The organism is Paraprevotella xylaniphila YIT 11841, assembly GCF_000205165.1.
Classification (GTDB): domain Bacteria; phylum Bacteroidota; class Bacteroidia; order Bacteroidales; family Bacteroidaceae; genus Paraprevotella; species Paraprevotella xylaniphila.
This window is the reverse complement of sequence record NZ_GL883880.1, coordinates 1-17018: the sequence shown is the minus strand read 5'-3', so window position 1 is coordinate 17018 and position 17018 is coordinate 1. Positions and strand designations below refer to the sequence as shown.

Annotated in this window: 13 protein-coding genes, 1 tRNA gene and 1 pseudogene; 7 read left to right on the top strand and 8 right to left on the bottom strand. The window is 46.8% G+C overall.

Features of this window, described 5'->3' with window-relative positions; all coding sequences use genetic code 11:
* Positions 1-207 precede the first annotated feature (207 nt).
* On the top strand, positions 208-1149 hold the full coding sequence (locus tag HMPREF9442_RS12320; RefSeq protein ID WP_008629090.1) for an RluA family pseudouridine synthase: 942 nt from the start codon (positions 208-210) through the stop codon (positions 1147-1149).
* Between the two features lie 103 nt (positions 1150-1252).
* Here HMPREF9442_RS12320 and aspS read toward each other — a convergent pair whose 3' ends face one another.
* On the bottom strand, positions 1253-3013 hold the full coding sequence (aspS, locus tag HMPREF9442_RS12315; RefSeq protein WP_008629089.1) for an aspartate--tRNA ligase: 1761 nt from the start codon (positions 3011-3013) through the stop codon (positions 1253-1255).
* Positions 3014-3197: 184 nt separating this feature from the next.
* Here aspS and HMPREF9442_RS12310 point away from each other — a divergent pair, with 184 nt between their 5' ends.
* The 4 genes from HMPREF9442_RS12310 (at position 3198) to HMPREF9442_RS12295 (ending at position 7485) form a co-directional block, all read left to right on the top strand.
* Positions 3198-5558, top strand: a complete 2361-nt coding sequence (locus tag HMPREF9442_RS12310; RefSeq protein WP_008629086.1) for a beta-galactosidase — start codon at positions 3198-3200, stop codon at positions 5556-5558.
* 137 nt (positions 5559-5695) lie between these two features.
* Positions 5696-5773: transfer RNA gene (locus HMPREF9442_RS12305), tRNA-Pro, on the top strand.
* Between the two features lie 68 nt (positions 5774-5841).
* Positions 5842-7173 (top strand): MATE family efflux transporter, encoded by a 1332-nt coding sequence (locus HMPREF9442_RS12300; RefSeq protein ID WP_008629084.1) that lies wholly within the window; start codon positions 5842-5844, stop codon positions 7171-7173.
* Positions 7174-7188: 15 nt separating this feature from the next.
* Positions 7189-7485, top strand: coding sequence for a DUF4491 family protein (locus HMPREF9442_RS12295; protein ID WP_008622916.1), 297 nt, complete (start codon positions 7189-7191; stop codon positions 7483-7485).
* 403 nt (positions 7486-7888) lie between these two features.
* Here HMPREF9442_RS12295 and HMPREF9442_RS12285 read toward each other — a convergent pair whose 3' ends face one another.
* Together HMPREF9442_RS12285 and HMPREF9442_RS12280 are read right to left on the bottom strand one after the other, a co-directional pair.
* Complete coding sequence (locus HMPREF9442_RS12285; protein WP_008622918.1) at positions 7889-8440, bottom strand: NADH peroxidase; 552 nt, start codon at positions 8438-8440, stop codon at positions 7889-7891.
* Between the two features lie 66 nt (positions 8441-8506).
* On the bottom strand, positions 8507-8923 hold the full coding sequence (locus HMPREF9442_RS12280; RefSeq protein ID WP_040603110.1) for a Fur family transcriptional regulator: 417 nt from the start codon (positions 8921-8923) through the stop codon (positions 8507-8509).
* A gap of 155 nt (positions 8924-9078) precedes the next feature.
* Here HMPREF9442_RS12280 and HMPREF9442_RS12275 point away from each other — a divergent pair, with 155 nt between their 5' ends.
* Positions 9079-11010, top strand: coding sequence for an NAD(+) synthase (locus HMPREF9442_RS12275; protein WP_008629075.1), 1932 nt, complete (start codon positions 9079-9081; stop codon positions 11008-11010).
* Between the two features lie 85 nt (positions 11011-11095).
* On the opposite strand, the gene HMPREF9442_RS12270 is transcribed toward HMPREF9442_RS12275, so the two are convergent.
* The 5 genes from HMPREF9442_RS12270 to HMPREF9442_RS12250 all read right to left on the bottom strand — a co-directional run bounded on the left by HMPREF9442_RS12270 (position 11096) and on the right by HMPREF9442_RS12250 (position 16596).
* On the bottom strand, positions 11096-11707 hold the full coding sequence (locus HMPREF9442_RS12270; protein ID WP_008629073.1) for an IMPACT family protein: 612 nt from the start codon (positions 11705-11707) through the stop codon (positions 11096-11098).
* A 74-nt stretch (positions 11708-11781) separates the two neighbouring features.
* Complete coding sequence (locus tag HMPREF9442_RS12265) at positions 11782-13029, bottom strand: DUF1015 domain-containing protein (RefSeq protein ID WP_008629071.1); 1248 nt, start codon at positions 13027-13029, stop codon at positions 11782-11784.
* An 11-nt stretch (positions 13030-13040) separates the two neighbouring features.
* Positions 13041-13961, bottom strand: a complete 921-nt coding sequence (locus HMPREF9442_RS12260) for a 3-phosphoglycerate dehydrogenase (RefSeq protein WP_008629069.1) — start codon at positions 13959-13961, stop codon at positions 13041-13043.
* Positions 13962-14035: 74 nt separating this feature from the next.
* Positions 14036-15103 (bottom strand): 3-phosphoserine/phosphohydroxythreonine transaminase, encoded by a 1068-nt coding sequence (gene serC, locus HMPREF9442_RS12255; protein WP_008629068.1) that lies wholly within the window; start codon positions 15101-15103, stop codon positions 14036-14038.
* A 170-nt stretch (positions 15104-15273) separates the two neighbouring features.
* On the bottom strand, positions 15274-16596 hold the full coding sequence (locus tag HMPREF9442_RS12250) for a DEAD/DEAH box helicase (RefSeq protein WP_008629066.1): 1323 nt from the start codon (positions 16594-16596) through the stop codon (positions 15274-15276).
* A 208-nt stretch (positions 16597-16804) separates the two neighbouring features.
* On the opposite strand from HMPREF9442_RS12250, the pseudogene HMPREF9442_RS12245 reads away from it, so the two are divergent.
* Positions 16805-17018: pseudogene (locus HMPREF9442_RS12245) on the top strand (ATP-binding protein); the annotation flags it as partial.

Sequence of the window (17018 nt, the reverse complement as noted above, 5' to 3'; positions counted from 1 at the left end):
ACGAAATAAAGAAAAGGAAAGAAAGCCGAAGAGGATTTTGGCTTTCTTTCCTTTTTTTGAAAGAAACTTTCGAAGTAGAATGAATAATTAAAAAGCTTCTTTCTTATTAAACATAATGGCGGTTAGGTATTAAATCTCAAGATTCAAGCAGCCACAAGGCCTGAATTTGAAAAAATAGTCTTACCTTTGCAAAAAACAGAAGAAAAGATGAGAAATAAGTCCGGTGCACAATATGCAGCATCAAAATACATAGAGTTTACAGTCAATAAACCCATGTTATTATTGGATTTCATTATGGAATCGATGAACGGAATCAGTAGGAATAAAGCCAAAGATATTCTGACGGGACATGGCATTACGGTAAACAAAAAATCGGTCTCCCAATATAATTATGAATTGCGACCCGGTATGGTTGTACGGGTAAGCAAACATAAGCGTAACAATGAGCTGAAAAACAAATACGTTAAGATTGTATATGAAGACAAAGACCTGATTGTGATTGAAAAAAGTGCAGGCATTCTCTCTATGCCTGCCGTTGCACAACAATTTTCAATCAAAACCGTATTGGATGAATATTTTACCCGACGGCACTTCAAATGCACAGCCCACGTAGTCCACCGTTTGGACCGCGACACATCCGGTTTGATGATGTACGCAAAAAATATAGAGGTACAACGGATTTTGGAAGAACACTGGCAGGAAATCGTGACAGACCGTAGATACGTGGCAATAGTCAGTGGAAAAATGGAAAAAGAAGGTGGAACCATATCTTCTTGGCTGAAAGACAATAAAGCGTATGTAACGTACTCCAGTCCGACAGACAACGGAGGAAAATATGCCGTCACACATTTTCATACGTTAGACGCGAGAGAGCGTTATTCGTTGGTTGAATTGAAATTGGAAACCGGCCGGAAAAACCAAATCCGTGTACACATGCAAGATATTGGCCATCCGGTAGTCGGCGATTCAAAATACGGCAATGGAAGCGACCCGATAGGACGGTTGGGATTACATGCCTATCGACTGAATTTTTACCATCCCATCACGGGGGAACCAATGGAGTTCGAGACCCCTTTCCCTACTTTATTCACTAAATTATTTCCGGTAAGCAAACCGCTTCACTCTACGGCAGAAGCACCTTCTGAATAATTCCATTTCCGTTATCATGAGATGGATATTATAAAAATGTGCGAGGGATTATTTCCTTCGCACATTTTTATAACTATAATATTTCTATATATCCTTCTTTTGCTCAATCTTTTAAATCAAGTGCCAAACTCAGTTCATCCAACTGCTTCTGGTCTATATAAGAAGGTGCATCCAACATTACATCACGCCCACTGTTATTCTTCGGGAAAGCGATGCAATCGCGAATACTGTCAAGTCCGGCAAACAAACTTACCCAACGGTCAAGCCCGTACGCCAAACCACCGTGAGGAGGCGCACCGTATTTGAAAGCATTCATCAGGAAACCGAACTGCTCCTGTGCACGTTCTTCCGTGAAGCCCAATATCTTGAACATCTTGTCCTGAAGCTCCGGATCGTGGATACGGATGGACCCCCCTCCTACTTCAACTCCATTGCAAACCATATCGTAAGCATCCGCACGCACAGCCGCCGGATTGGAATCCAACAATGGGATATCCTCATCCTTGGGATGCGTGAACGGATGGTGCATCGCCATCAAGCGCCCTTCCTCTTCGCTCCATTCGAACATCGGGAAATCCACCACCCACAACAAAGAGAATTTGTTCTTATCGCGCAATCCCAAACGAGTTCCCATCTCCAAACGCAATTCACATAACTGTTTACGCGTCTTCATGGCATCCTCGCCACTCATTATCAGTATCAAATCGCCCGGGACGGCCTTCATCGTCTCCTTCAAGCGCAACAACACTTCTTGCGTATAGAATTTATCCACACTGGATTTTACGCTGCCGTCTTCCTGTACACGGGCATATACCAATCCTTTCGCCCCGATTTGACTGCGTTTCACGAAGTCCGTCAGTTGGTCCAACTGCTTACGGGTATATGAAGCACATCCCGGCACACAAATACCTCCGATATAGGACGCATCGTTGAACACGGAAAACTCTCCCGTACCTTTCAACACGTCCATCAGTTCCACGAACTCCATACCGAAACGCGTGTCCGGCTTATCGCTACCGTAAAGCCGCATGGCTTCGCTCCAAGGCATGCGGGGGAACGGTTCGGTGAGTTCAATGCCCCGTATCGTACGGAACAGGTGTTTGGCCATCCCTTCAAAAAGAGCTATCACGTCCTCCTGCTCCACAAAACTCATCTCGCAGTCTATCTGTGTAAATTCGGGTTGGCGGTCGGCACGCAAGTCTTCATCACGGAAACACTTCACAATCTGGAAGTAACGGTCCATGCCGGCTACCATCAAAAGTTGTTTCAGAGTCTGCGGGCTTTGCGGCAACGCATAAAACTGTCCCGGATTCATGCGGGAAGGCACCACAAAGTCACGGGCACCTTCAGGAGTAGACCCGATCAGCATCGGTGTTTCTATTTCCAAAAAACCTTTGCTGTCCAGATAACGGCGAACCTCCATCGTCATCTGATGGCGGAGTTCCAAATTTTTCCGCACGCAAGCACGGCGCAAATCCAAATAGCGGTACTTCATACGGATATCATCCCCTCCGTCCGTATTGTCTTCGATCGTGAAAGGAGGAGTAACGGAAGCATTGAGCACAGTCAGTTCCGACACGATGATTTCAATCTCCCCCGTCGGCAAATTCTTATTCTTACTCTCACGCTCGTTCACTTCGCCCTTTATCTGAATCACATCTTCACGCCCCAACTTATTAGCCCGGGCACAAAGCGCGTCATTCACTTCTTCATTAAAAACTAATTGTGTAATGCCATACCGGTCGCGCAAGTCGACGAAAGTCATACCTCCCATCTTGCGCACACGCTGCACCCACCCGGCCAACGTCACGGTCTTTCCGGCATCCGCAAGTCTCAGCTCACCACAAGTATTTGTCCTGAACATATCTGTTTGCTTATATTAAGATTCAACATGCAAAGTTATCCTTTTTTTATGAGGAATTCAACGTTAGATAAAAGTTTTCGTTCTTATTTTATCCTTTTTCTTCAAAAACTTGTATATAAAAAATAAGTGTCGTATTTTTGAACCCACAAAATTTGAGAAACCATATCATTAATAACTGATTTCTATGATGAATTTAAACAGAAGTATCAGCCACGTGCTTAAAGCATCCTTGCTTACGGCCGGATTGTTCCTTTTCACTCCGACAGAAGCTGCGGCCAAAACCGAAACTTTCGGAGTAGGAAACAAGACATTCCTCCTTAACGGCAAGCCTTTCATCATCAAAGCCGCCGAAGTGCATTATCCCCGCATCCCGCGTCCCTATTGGGAACAGCGCATCAAGATGTGCAAGGCTTTGGGAATGAACACGCTTTGTCTGTATGTCTTTTGGAACATACACGAACAGGAAGAAGGCAAGTTCGACTTCACGGGCAATAACGACGTGGCGGAATTTATCCGATTGGCACAAGAAAACGGACTTTATGTCATCGTGCGTCCCGGCCCGTACGTATGCGCCGAATGGGAAATGGGCGGCCTGCCCTGGTGGTTGTTGAAGAAGAAAGACATCCGTCTGAGAGAACAAGACCCGTACTTCATGGAACGTTACCGCATCTTCGCCAAAAAACTGGGAGAACAGATCGGAGACTTGACCATTGAAAAAGGCGGACCGATTATCATGGTGCAAGTAGAAAACGAATACGGGTCGTACGGCGAGGACAAACCGTATGTTTCGGGCATTCGCGACATCATCCGCGACTCAGGTTTCGACAAAGTAACTTTGTTCCAATGTGACTGGAGTTCCAACTTTACCAAAAACGGACTGGACGATCTGGTATGGACCATGAACTTCGGTACCGGCGCCAATATCGAAAACGAATTCAAGAAGTTGGGCGAGTTGCGTCCTGAGTCCCCCCAAATGTGTTCCGAGTTCTGGAGCGGATGGTTCGACAAATGGGGCGGGCGTCACGAAACGCGCGGCAGCAAGGAAATGGTCGGTGGGCTGAAGGAAATGTTGGACAAAGGCATTTCATTCTCGCTCTACATGACGCACGGAGGTACCAGTTGGGGACACTGGGCCGGTGCCAACAGCCCCGGATTCTCACCCGACGTGACTTCGTACGATTACGATGCTCCCATCAACGAGGCCGGGCAAGTCACTCCTAAATACATGGAATTGCGAGAGATGCTATCGGGGTATAGCGACAAGAAGTTACCCTCCATCCCCAAAGAATTCCCTGTAATCAATGTTCCCAAAATACAGTTTACGGAAGTGGCTCCTTTGTTTGAGAACCTCCCTGCACCTCATGCGTCGATGGACATTCAAACGATGGAAGCGTTCAACCAAGGATGGGGTTCCATTCTTTACCGCACTAAGACTCCGGCCGTACCGACACAAAGTATCCTGACCATAACGGATGCGCACGATTTCGCGCAAGTCTTTATCAATGGGAAACTGATCGGCTCCATCGACCGTCGCAACCATGAGAAGACCATGTTGCTGCCGGCCATGAAGGAAGGAGACCAACTGGACATCCTTGTGGAAGCCATGGGACGAATCAACTTCGGCCGTGCCATCAAGGACTTCAAGGGCATTACGGAAAAAGTGGAATTGAGCTACACCATGAATACCGGCAGCCAAGTGACCGTCAACTTGAAAAACTGGCAGATTTACACCCTCAGCGACAGCTATCAGGTACAGAAGGACATGAAATATGTTCCGCTGAAGGACCAGAAAGTACCGGGATGCTACCGTGCGACTTTCAACCTGAAAAAGACCGGCGACACATTCCTGAACCTGGAAACATGGGGCAAAGGACAGGTTTACGTAAACGGACACGCCATCGGACGCTTCTGGAAAATCGGTCCGCAACAGACGCTTTACATGCCCGGATGTTGGTTGAAGAAGGGCGAGAACGAGATTATCGTACAAGACATTGTAGGTCCGCAGGAAACCGTGGTCGAAGGCCTGTCCAAACCTATCATCGACAAACTGAACGTCGATGCGCCGAACACGCACCGCAAGGAAGGACAAACTCTGAATCTGGCCGGCGAAACGCCCTGCAAGACCGGTGAGTTTGCCGCAGGCAACGGTTGGCAGGAAGTCCGGTTCGACCAACCCGTAACGGGACGTTACGTGTGCATCGAAGCCTTGAATTCCCATAACAACCGCGAATATGCTTGTATCGCAGAATGGTACATGCTCGACGACAAGGGGCAGCGCATCAGCCGCGAGCCATGGACAGTGGCATACGCCGACGACGAGGACATCTCTTCGGGCAACAAGACAGCCGATAAGATTTTCGACCTTCAGGAGTCTACGTATTGGAGTACCAATAAAGACGTGAAGTTCCCCCATTACATCGTATTGGATTTGGGCGCAGAGCAGACATTAGGCGGTTTCCAATATCTTCCCCGCGTGGAACAGGGAGCGCCCGAAAGCATCAAAGGTTACAAAATCTACGTAAAGAGCCAGCCTTTTAAATTCTAAACCGTTAGTCTGGCATTTATCAGAAAATGGCATGTTTCTTTTGAGAGGCATGCCACTTTTTTTGTATTTAGTTTGGATATGTCGTCTAAAAGACGTACCTTTGCATCGCTTTTGAGAAATCACATTCTCTCAAGTCTCGGGGTGTAGCGCAGTCCGGTTAGCGCACCTGCTTTGGGAGCAGGGGGTCGTGGGTTCGAATCCCGCTACCCCGACCATCAGAAAAGGCACTGTAAAACAAGCTTTCAGCGAGTTGACAGTGCCTTTGTTTTTATTCAGCCAACAAATGACCGTCATGAATAAGTCATACCACAAAGAGATACTGCACATCGCTCTCCCGTCCATCCTTTCCAATATCACCGTTCCCCTGCTCGGGCTGATAGACCTGACCATTGCGGGACATCTCGGTGCCGCTTCGTATATCGGCGCCATAGCCATCGGCGGTACGATATTCAATATGATCTATTGGATTTTTGCATTCCTGAGGATGGGAACCAGCGGGATGACTTCACAAGCCTACGGTGCCGGCAATAAACAAGAAATGCAACTGTTGCTTTATCGTTCCTTGGCCACCTCCACGGGCATAGCCATCCTCATCCTCCTCCTGCAGGGCCCGTTACTTCATCTGGCCCTGTCCGTCATGTCGCCCACGGAAGCTGTGGCGGATTTTGCTTCGGTATACTTTAGAATCTGCGTATGGGGCGCTCCTGCCGTGCTTGGGCTTTACAGTATGACCGGATGGTTCATCGGATTGCAAAATGCAAAATACCCGCTCTACGTGGCCATCGTCCAAAACCTCGTCAACATAGCGGCCAGCCTGTTCTTCGTCTTCGTATGGCACATGGACGTGGCCGGAGTGGCTTTGGGGACAGCCATCGCCCAATATTGCGGACTGGCGCTTTCCCTATATTATTGCCACCGTATGCACCGTAGGCTCGGCCTTCCTTTTGCATTCCTCCCCTCTTCCGTATTCCGGAAAAACGCCATTCGCCGTTTCTTCAGTATCAACCGAGACATTTTCCTGCGCACCCTTTGCCTCGTGTGCGTCACTCTCTATTTCACCTCCGCCGGTTCCCGTCAAGGGGAATATATCTTAGCGGCCAATGCCTTGCTGATGCAATACTTCACCCTCTATTCTTATTTCATGGACGGTTTCGCCTTTGCCGGAGAAGCCCTCTCGGGCAAATGTGCCGGTGCGGGAGATTACCAGGCCCTGAAAAAAGTCATCCGTAACCTGTTTCTTTGGGGATGCGGCGTGGCACTGACCTTCACCTTATTCTATATGGCCGGCGGAAAGGCTCTCATGAACCTGCTCACCGACGAAGCCTATGTCGTCGCCACAGCTTCCGACTACCTGCCTTGGGCTGTCCTCATCCCCTTTGCAGGTCTCTCGGCATTCATTTGGGACGGTGTTTTCATCGGACTCACGGCCACACGCTATATGCTCCTGTCCATGTTGGGCGCCACCCTGACTTTTTTCAGCGTCTATCTCAGCCTCTTCCCTATATGGCAAAACCACGCACTTTGGTTGGCTTTTCTCCTCTATTTATTCGTGCGAGGCCTCATGCAACACTTGCTATATAGAAATAAAATCTTAACTTTGCATCCTACAAACTAAATACACGCAAACGCAATGAACTACGTAGGCATACTTATCGGCTTGGCCACCTTCCTGATTATCGGCCTGTTCCATCCTTTAGTCATCAAGGGCGAATACTATTTCGGAACCCGATGCTGGTGGGCTTTCCTCGTGACGGGAATCCTATGTGCCGGTTTGTCCCTCTATGTGGAAAACGTGTACTTGAGTATCATTTTCGGTGTCATATCGTTCTCTTCCTTTTGGGGGATACTCGAAGTGTTCGACCAACGCAAACGGGTGCTGAAAGGTTGGTTCCCGAAAAATCCCAAACGACTGAAAGACTACGAATAAACCGCCCGTCGTTTTTTTATCATTCCCATTCCCTCCCTTTGCGTCAAAAATTTTTTCTGCCGGGAAAAAAGCCCCTACATTTTTCTATATTCCTCTTTTCCAGACTCTTGAATACAGCGTAAAAATGTGCGGCAAATGAAAAATCATTCGCCTGAGATTGATTTTTCATTCTCAGGCGAATGATTTTCCGTTTGCCGCAAGATGATAAACCGCTCTCATGCAAGCCTTTTTTTTGTCAAACTTGCCGATATATCCGAAAGAACAGCCGTTCGCTACATCCTTTCATCCCATACTCAAAAGGCTGCCATGACATTTAATACAAATCCCGTGAAGCCAGGCATCCAACTTCACGGGATTTTTCTGCCGGATATGCTACGACATCCGGACTAATACCACAAGATGGTTACTTGTCGCCGAAGTAACGGTTGTACAAACCGGCGAAACCACGGCCATGGCGAGCTTCGTCCTTTGCCATTTCATGCACAGTGTCGTGAATGGCGTCCAAATCCTGCTGTTTGGCCATCTTGGCCAAATCCATCTTGCCGGAGCAAGCACCGCTTTCAGCCTCCATACGCTTCTTCAGGTTGGTCTTCGTGTCCCAAACCATGTCGCCCAACAATTCGCAGAAACGGGAAGCATGGTCGGCCTCTTCAAAAGCATAACGCTTGAAAGCTTCCGCAATCTCAGGATAGCCTTCACGGTCAGCCTGACGACTCATGGCCAAGTACATGCCCACTTCGGTGCATTCTCCTTCAAAGTTTGCCTGCAAACCTTTCTTGATTTCAGGGTCAACGTCCTTGGCAATGCCGATAACATGCTCGGTCACGAAAGTCAATTCCGTATCTACCAATTCCTTGAACTTTGAAGCCGGAGCCTTGCACTGCGGGCACTGTGCCGGAGCTTCTTCGCCTTCATGAATGTAACCACATACTGTACACACAAATTTCTTTTTCATTTTCTTCCGTTTTTAATTTAAATTACACATTCGTTCTTATTATTTCTCTGCCCGTGCCCTTCAGGCTCATGCCTCCATCGCACAGGCTTTACATACACCTTTATAATAGACATGCGCTTCGTCCACCTTAAAATCTGAGCCTGCCGGTAAAAAGTCTTTCAAACTTTCCGGAAGAGCCACATCGAATAATTTTCCGCACCTTTTGCACATGAAATGCGCATGGGGAACAATTACCCCGTCAAAACAAACTTTCTTCTCATCAATGGTCAACATCAAGGCAGCTCCATGATCGGAAAAAAGCCGTAAAGTGTTATACACGGTCGTCTTAGACAACGTAGGTATAACTTTACACAAAGCCACATACACCTCATCCACTGTGGGATGCGTATGATTCTTAAGCAAATAATCCATAATTGCTATGCGTTGTACGGAGGGGTGAATCCCATATTTCTGCAATGTATCCAAAGCCTCTTTGTTAACCATGTTCAATATAAATTTGTAATGTTTACAATGCAAATTTAGCGTAAGTTCCGTTCCTGTGCAAGCCTTCCCGTGTTTTTTTTGATAAATAACAGCTTTTTTTGCTTTTATTGATACCTTTATATTATCTTTGTTCCACAAATATCAAACATAGCAACATGAATTACGGATTTGTCAGAATTGCCACAGCCATCCCCGGCGTAAAAGTAGGAGATTGCAAATATAATGCGCAACAAATTGAAAGTTTGATTATTCAGGCGGAAGGTAAAGGCGTAGAAATCATTTGTTTTCCGGAACTTAGCATCACGGCTTACACTTGCGGTGACTTGTTTGCCCAACAACTGCTGCTCGACGAGGCGGAAATGTGCCTTATCAGCATCCTCGACTTCACCCGCTCATTGGACATCATCTCTATCATAGGACTGCCTGTCGCTTACCACGGCACGCTGCTGAATTGTGCGGCAGTGATACAAAAAGGAAAAATTTTAGGGCTTATCCCCAAAACTTACCTGCCCAACTACAAGGAATTCTATGAACAACGCTGGTTCACGTCCGGCGATGTGCACGGAAACAGCAATGTATTGGTTTGCGGGCAAATGGTGCCGCTGAGCCGCCACTTGGTCTTCAACACTCCCTCTTGCTGTTTCGGTGTGGAAATCTGCGAAGACGTATGGGCCCCCATCCCCCCCAGTTCCGAATTGGTACTCCAGGGAGCAGAAATTATTTTCAATCTTAGCGCAGACAATGAAGGCGTAGGCAAACAAGACTATCTCAAATCCCTGTTGGCACAACAAAGTGCAAGATGCCTCGCCGGTTATGTATTTTCGGGGGCAGGATTCGGAGAAAGCACACAGGATGTTGTTTTTGCCGGCAAGGCCCTTATCTACGAAAACGGGATGCTGTTGGCGGAAAACGAACGTTTCTCTTTTAAAGAGCAATTGGTTTACAGCGAAATAGACGTAGAATGCCTGCGTGCGGAAAGGCGTGTGAACACCACGTTCAGCGCCTCCATCGCCCGGCTGAGACCGCACGATACCATGCGGATAGATACCGAACTCTTCGCTTCCAAGGACATCGAATTAAGCCGTAAGGTTGACCCGATACCTTTTGTCCCGGCAGGAAAGGCACTGAATGAACGGTGCGAAGAAATCTTTGCCATACAGATAGCAGGACTGGCCAAAAGATTGGTACATACACAAACACAGACCGTAGTCATCGGGATTTCCGGCGGACTGGATTCCACCCTTGCCCTGTTGGTCTGCACCAAGACGTTCGACAAATTAGGACTTTCGCGCAAAGGCATCGTCGGTGTGACCATGCCTGGCTTCGGGACCACCAACCGTACTTATACCAATGCCGTCAACCTTATGAAAAGCCTGGGGGTGACCCTACGAGAAATCAGCATCAAAAAGTCCTGCATACAACATTTTGAGGACTTGGGCTTCGACATGGCCAACCATAATGTGACGTATGAAAACGCACAGGCACGCGAACGTACGCAGATATTGATGGATGTGGCCAACCAGATGAACGGCATGGTAGTGGGAACCGGTGACTTGTCGGAACTGGCTCTGGGATGGGCCACGTACAACGGCGACCACATGAGCATGTACGGCGTCAACGCCTCTATCCCCAAGACGTTGGTGAAACATTTGGTCAAGTGGGTGGCCGACAGTATTATTGACGAACCATCCCAAGCCACCTTGCTGGATATCGTGGACACTCCGATTAGCCCCGAACTGATACCGGCAGACGAAAATGGCAACATCAGCCAGAAGACAGAAGACTTGGTCGGCCCTTACGCACTACATGACTTTTTCCTATATTATACCTTGCGTTTCGGTTTCCGCCCGTCCAAGATATTCTATCTGGCCCAATATGCTTTTGCCGGAAAGTATACAGACGAAGTGATAAAGAAATGGCTGACAACGTTTTTCCGCCGTTTCTTCTCCCAACAGTTTAAGCGTTCCTGCCTGCCCGACGGTCCTAAAGTGGGAAGCTGTAGCCTGAGTCCTCGTGGAGATTGGCGAATGCCTAGCGACGCGTCGGCTGCAGCATGGATGGATGAATGCAACAACTTGCAGGCCTGACCCCATATCAAAAAAGAAACGGTGTATTCCCTCTCTTCTAGCGGAACACACCGTTTCTTTTTATTCCATCTGGCACTTCCCTCTTCTACTCTCCATCGCCTTCAAATCTCAATGTCTCCACTTTCTCCAGTCTCGATTTAAGACGTGGCATGCTCCCTTTCCGAATACGCAGCGTCATGCTGCAATCGTGTTCATACCCTTGATAGACAATAGACGGCTCTTCCTCCTTGACAATGCGCATGACGGAATTCATGAAAGGATACTCAAAGAAAAAGGTGATTTCCTCGTCCACCGTTTTTTCTATAATCCGGGCCGCCTGTATGGCTTCGATGGCTGCTGCCTTATAGGCCTGTATCAGGCCGCTCGTCCCCAACTTGATTCCACCGAAATAACGGATGACGACAATCAAGACATCCGTAAGCCCGTAAGAATTAATCTGTCCCAAAATCGGTTTCCCGGCTGTACCAGAAGGCTCCCCGTTGTCATTGGCACGGAAATCCTTCCGTTCGTGTCCCAACATGTAGGCATAGCAACAATGGCGTGCATCGTAATACTTCTTTTGATAGTGCTCCACCTGCTCTTTCACTTCGTCTATCGTATGCACTGGGTGAATAAAAGCCAGGAATTTACTCCGTTTCTCGCTATACTCCCCTTCTGCCGGTGCTGTTATCGTCTTATATACGTCATTTCCTTCCATATCCCTACTGTTCAAAAAACTCCGGCTACCGGATTCTACCGGCAACCGGAGTTGCAAAGATACTTATTTTTTCCTTACGACAGTTTATGAATCACCAGTCCGCTACGTAATTTAGGCTCGAACCAAGTAGCTTTTGGGGGCATGATTTTCCCGCAATCTGCTATATCCATGATTTGCTGCATAGACACTGGATACAGTGCCAACGCCATTTTCATCTCGCCGCTGTCGCAACGTCTTTTCAGTTCGTCCAAACCACGCAGTCCTCCTACGAAATCAATCCGCTTATCCCTACGTAAATCCTTAATGCCCAAAATCTTATCCAATATAAGCCGACTACTGATAGTCACGTCAAGCACATCAATCGGATCGTCTTCATCAAAACGTCCCGGAAGTACACGCAACCTGTACCATTTTTCATCCAGATAAAGCGAAAACTCATGAGGTCGCATAGGTTTGTACACCGAACAGCCCGTGCAAGCCACTTCGAAATCCTTCTCCAAAGCCTGCAAGAACTCATCCGAAGTATGGCACCCCAGGTCTTTCACCACACGGTTGTAATCCAATATAGTCAGTTCGCTTGCAGGGAAGCACACAGCCATAAAATAATTGTATTCCGCCTCGGGGTGCGTCCTGCCATGGGCTAAAGCTTTCTCTTGTCCCACCAAAGCTGCCGCAGCCGTACGATGATGGCCGTCTGCAATGTACAATGCGGGAATGGCTGCAAATTCTTTCGTAATCGCATCAATATCCGCTTCATTATCCACAAGCCAGAACCGATGGCGGAAACCGTCAAGCGGGGCAACGAAATCATATTCCGGCTCACGCCTTGCATATTGGTCTATCAAGGAAGCCAACGCGGCATTGTCGGGATAAGCCAGAAAAACCGGTTCTATGTTCGCATCCGTAATACGGATATGCTTCATCCGGTCTTCTTCCTTTTCGTGCCGCGTCAGTTCGTGCTTTTTGATTACCCCGTCCATATAGTCCTTGACCGAAGCTCCCAACACGATGCCGTGCTGTGTCCGCCCGTTCATGGTCTGTGCATAAATATAATACATGGGCTTAGCGTCTTCCACCAACCAACCGTTACGTTGGAACTTGGCAAAGTTCTCAGCCCCCTTCTCATACACACATGCAGCGTATTCATCCGTCCCCTCCGGAAAATCTATCTCCGGACGGATCACATGATAGAGCGACATCTCGTTGTCGCCAGCCTCTATACGGGCTTCTTCCGAACTGAGCACGTCGTACGGACGGCACTCTACCCGTTCCACCAAATCCTTAGGCGGACGAAGCCCCTTAAACGGTTTAACCCAAGCCATAGCCCCTACGATTATTTATTTACCTGATATTTCGTACATCCGTCCTTGAAGAATGCGGCAATCTGGTGCGCTGCAGCCACTCCGGCATTGATATTGGCCTCGGCTGTTTGTGCACCCATCTTTTTGGGTGTAGAGAAATAACGTCCTCCCAACATACGGAAATCAGCATCCGTTTCCGGCATGATGTCCGTGACATACTTCAGGTCTGTACGCTCCTGCATCAATTTCAGCAATTCGGGTTCATTAATTACCTCTTTCCGGGCCGTATTGACCAACACTCCTCCCTTAGGCATCTTGCCGACCAAGGCATAATTGATGCTTTGACGCGTCTCTGCCGTAGCCGGGATATGCAAGGAAACCACTTCGCACTGTTCAAACAACTCATCTTGCGAAGAGACTGCCTTCACCCCATCGGATTCTATGGCCGCCGCAGGACAATATGCGTCGTAAGCATAAACATCCATGTCGAATCCTTTTGCGATATGCGCGACGCGACGACCGACATTACCGTAGGCCAAGATTCCTAATTTCTTTCCTTTCAACTCCGTACCGGCCTTTCCATTATAAAAGTTACGTACGGCGAATACCAACATTCCGAACACCAGTTCGGCTACGGCGTTGGAATTCTGACCGGGAGTGTTCATCACCACCACCCCGTGCGCGGTAGCAGCCTCCAAATCCACATTATCGTAACCGGCTCCGGCGCGGACAACGATTTTTAAGTTCTTCGCCGCATCAAAAACTTCATTATCTATCTTATCACTGCGGATTATCATGGCCTCCACGTCGGCCACTGCCGCCAGAAGTTGTGCCTTCTCCGTATATTTCTCCAACAAAACGACTTCCAATCCGGCTGTCTCTGCAACCTCTTTGATACCGTCCACTGCAACTTTTGCAAACGGTTTTTCTGTAGCAATCAATATTTTAGCCATAGTTATTTATTTAAATACATCCCATAAATAAACAGGCACACCTCTGTACAAGGCGCGCCTGTCTTTATAGCCTCTTAATGCTGAGCTTCAAAGTCTTTCATGCTTTGTATCAATGCCTGCACACCTTCTATCGTTTGTGCGTTGTAGCATGAAGCACGGAAACCGCCTACGCTACGGTGGCCTTTTATGCCCACCATGCCGCGCTCCGTAGCAAACTGCAAGAAGTCGGCTTCCAATTCTTTATATTCGTCGTTCATTACAAAACAAATATTCATATATGAACGGTCTTCTGCCTTTGCAGTTCCACGGAACAACTTGTTACGTTCTATTTCGGTATAAAGCATGTCCGCACGTTCTTTCGCACGCTTGTCCATCGCTTCCACACCACCGTTTTGCTTCACCCATTCCAAATTCTTCATGGCACAGTAGATGGGTACCACTGGAGGCGTATTGAACATGGAACCATTTTTCACATGGGTCATGTAATCCAACATTGTGGGAATCTGGCGGCTTACCTTATTCAAAGCTTCGTCCTTTACGATAACGATATTCACTCCGGCCATAGATACGTTTTTCTGTGCTCCGGCGTAAATACAATTATATTTGCTCACATCTACCGGACGAGAGAATATATCCGACGACATATCCGCAATCAAAGGAACAGGACTGTCCAAATCATAGCGCATTTCCGTTCCGAAAATCGTATTGTTTGTCGTAATATGCAAATAATCGGCATCAGCCGGTACCGTAAAGTTTTTCGGAATATAGGTATAGTTGTCTTCGGCCGAAGAAGCTACTTCAACCACTTCACCGAACAACTTTGCTTCTTTCATAGCCTTCTTGGCCCATGTACCTGTATTCAAATAGGCTGCCTTCTTCTCCAAAAAGTTATAGGGAACACGACAGAATTCCGTACTGGCACCTCCTGCCAGAAAAACAACCGAATAACCGGCCGGTAGGTCGAGTAATTCTTTTACCAATTCTACAGCCTTGTCTACTACAGGCTGGAAGTTCTTTGCCCTATGGCTAATTTCCATCAGGGAAAGACCGCTACCCTCAAAATCCAAGCATGCAGCTGCTGTTGCCTCTATTACTTCACGCGGCAACATGGATGGACCTGCATTAAAATTATACTTCTTCATCTAATTTGTAAAACTTAAGATTAATTATCAGTTACTCTAAGCATAACATCTGCGAAAGTAGAAAATAAAATCCATAAAAGCAACGATTGAAACCACATTTTTTAAGCCAAGCGCTTTTTTTACTATCATATATTATAAAAAACGGCTTTTAACCCTTACAACTCGTAATCTTATTTTGTCTTTTCTATAATCGTCTTAAGACCTTTTATCTTTTGGCCAGACACAGTTTCCAAGGTTTCTTTTAGCAAATTCCGCCTGATAGCAGCAAAAGCATAATGTTCTTTCACATCTACTCGTCCGACATCATCTCTTCCCAATCCTCCCACTTTTGACAAGAACCCCACAATATCCACCTTGTTGATTTTATCCTTTTTCCCTTTTCCGATATAAAGCGTCACCCACTGGGGCTTGGCAGGCTCGGGCTTAGGTCCTTCCCACACATATTCTTCGGGAATCTGCTGTATAAACTCAGGCAAGTATTCCTCCGGTCCTAATATGAGAAAGACATTTCCGGAAGCATCCCACCGCGCCGTTCGGCCGTTACGATGAATATAAGTATCTTCATTGAGCGGCAAATGATAATGGATAACATGGTCTATATTGGGTATATCCAGTCCTCGTGCAGCTAAATCCGTTGAAACAAATACATTGCATGATCCGTTACTGAACTTGTAAAGCGCACGCTCACGATCCTTCTGTTCCATTCCTCCATGAAACATTTCACACGAGATTCCTTCCTGAAGCAAATAACGGTAAACCCGTTCTACGCTTTCACGGTAGTTCACAAAAATCAAGGAACTCTTATTTCCCAAATAGCACAAAAGCTTGGACAAGACCTCTAACTTATCTTTCTGTGGAGATTTCACCGTATAAACCTTTATACGTTCTGGAATCTGCTCTTCATCTTCCAAGAAATTCAATTTCAAAAAATCGCCCTCTGATACAAATCGAGGAATAGCCAGCGCATCTGTGGCCGAGAGAAGAAAACGACGTTTTAAATACGGAATTTGCGCAATTACCTCCGACATTTCTTCCTGAAAACCCATCTCAAGGCATTTGTCAAATTCGTCAATCACCAACGTATGGACATGTGAAGCATCAATATTTCCTTTATTTAAATGGTCGTTCATACGCCCCGGAGTACCTATTATAACTTGTGGGTTCAAGCTTTTCATCGTACGGTGCTCATCCATGGCCGGACGGCCGCCATAGCAACTCATGACAGGAATGCCTGTTCCCATAGACTTGAAAACTTGCTCTATTTGCAATGCCAATTCACGAGAAGGAACCAATACCACAGTTTGAAGAACATTCTCTTCTTTTAAAGATTGCACTAAAGGCAACAGATAAGCGACTGTTTTTCCCGAACCCGTCGGAGATAAAAGTACCAGGTCTTTCCCTTTTCTGTATTCCTCAACTGTGGTTTGTTGCATCGCTGTCAAACTATCTATATGCAACTTCCATAAAATTTCTTTTATATTGATATTAGTCATCACTTTACTTTTTATAATCAAACAAAATTTAAATATAAAATCCTTTATATACTATTGTCATAAGAAAAAACAAGGCCAACCTTATCGTTAAAGGCGTGAGTACCTCTGATGTATCATGACATTTACAAAGATAACACTTTTGTTTGTATCTTAAACGATAGCAGAAATAAAATTGAAACAAAATCCAAAGTAACGAATTTACACCGAAAGAACAATAGAACGTTATCCACTACTTATTTTGGATGACCTCTTCCTCGTGCCGCTTGACGCCAAGGGACGTCCGCTTCTACTGAACATCATCAAGGACAGACATGGACGGAAGTCCATCATCATCACTTCGCAAGCCTCGGTATCTAACTGGTATTATACCAACGTGACAAACCAGGGCACAAATTGTTACATCCAAATTCAATGTAACACCG

What these genes read in the sequence shown, in the direction of transcription:
- HMPREF9442_RS12320 (WP_008629090.1), top strand. Translation starts at nt 208, where the DNA reads ATGAGAAATAAGTCCGGTGCACAATATGCAGCATCAAAATACATAGAG.
- aspS (WP_008629089.1), bottom strand. Translation starts at nt 3,013, where the DNA reads ATGTTCAGGACAAATACTTGTGGTGAGCTGAGACTTGCGGATGCCGGA.
- HMPREF9442_RS12310 (WP_008629086.1), top strand. Translation starts at nt 3,198, where the DNA reads ATGATGAATTTAAACAGAAGTATCAGCCACGTGCTTAAAGCATCCTTG.
- HMPREF9442_RS12300 (WP_008629084.1), top strand. Translation starts at nt 5,842, where the DNA reads ATGACCGTCATGAATAAGTCATACCACAAAGAGATACTGCACATCGCT.
- HMPREF9442_RS12295 (WP_008622916.1), top strand. Translation starts at nt 7,189, where the DNA reads ATGAACTACGTAGGCATACTTATCGGCTTGGCCACCTTCCTGATTATC.
- HMPREF9442_RS12285 (WP_008622918.1), bottom strand. Translation starts at nt 8,440, where the DNA reads ATGAAAAAGAAATTTGTGTGTACAGTATGTGGTTACATTCATGAAGGC.
- HMPREF9442_RS12280 (WP_040603110.1), bottom strand. Translation starts at nt 8,923, where the DNA reads ATGGTTAACAAAGAGGCTTTGGATACATTGCAGAAATATGGGATTCAC.
- HMPREF9442_RS12275 (WP_008629075.1), top strand. Translation starts at nt 9,079, where the DNA reads ATGAATTACGGATTTGTCAGAATTGCCACAGCCATCCCCGGCGTAAAA.
- HMPREF9442_RS12270 (WP_008629073.1), bottom strand. Translation starts at nt 11,707, where the DNA reads ATGGAAGGAAATGACGTATATAAGACGATAACAGCACCGGCAGAAGGG.
- HMPREF9442_RS12265 (WP_008629071.1), bottom strand. Translation starts at nt 13,029, where the DNA reads ATGGCTTGGGTTAAACCGTTTAAGGGGCTTCGTCCGCCTAAGGATTTG.
- HMPREF9442_RS12260 (WP_008629069.1), bottom strand. Translation starts at nt 13,961, where the DNA reads ATGGCTAAAATATTGATTGCTACAGAAAAACCGTTTGCAAAAGTTGCA.
- serC (WP_008629068.1), bottom strand. Translation starts at nt 15,103, where the DNA reads ATGAAGAAGTATAATTTTAATGCAGGTCCATCCATGTTGCCGCGTGAA.
- HMPREF9442_RS12250 (WP_008629066.1), bottom strand. Translation starts at nt 16,596, where the DNA reads ATGACTAATATCAATATAAAAGAAATTTTATGGAAGTTGCATATAGAT.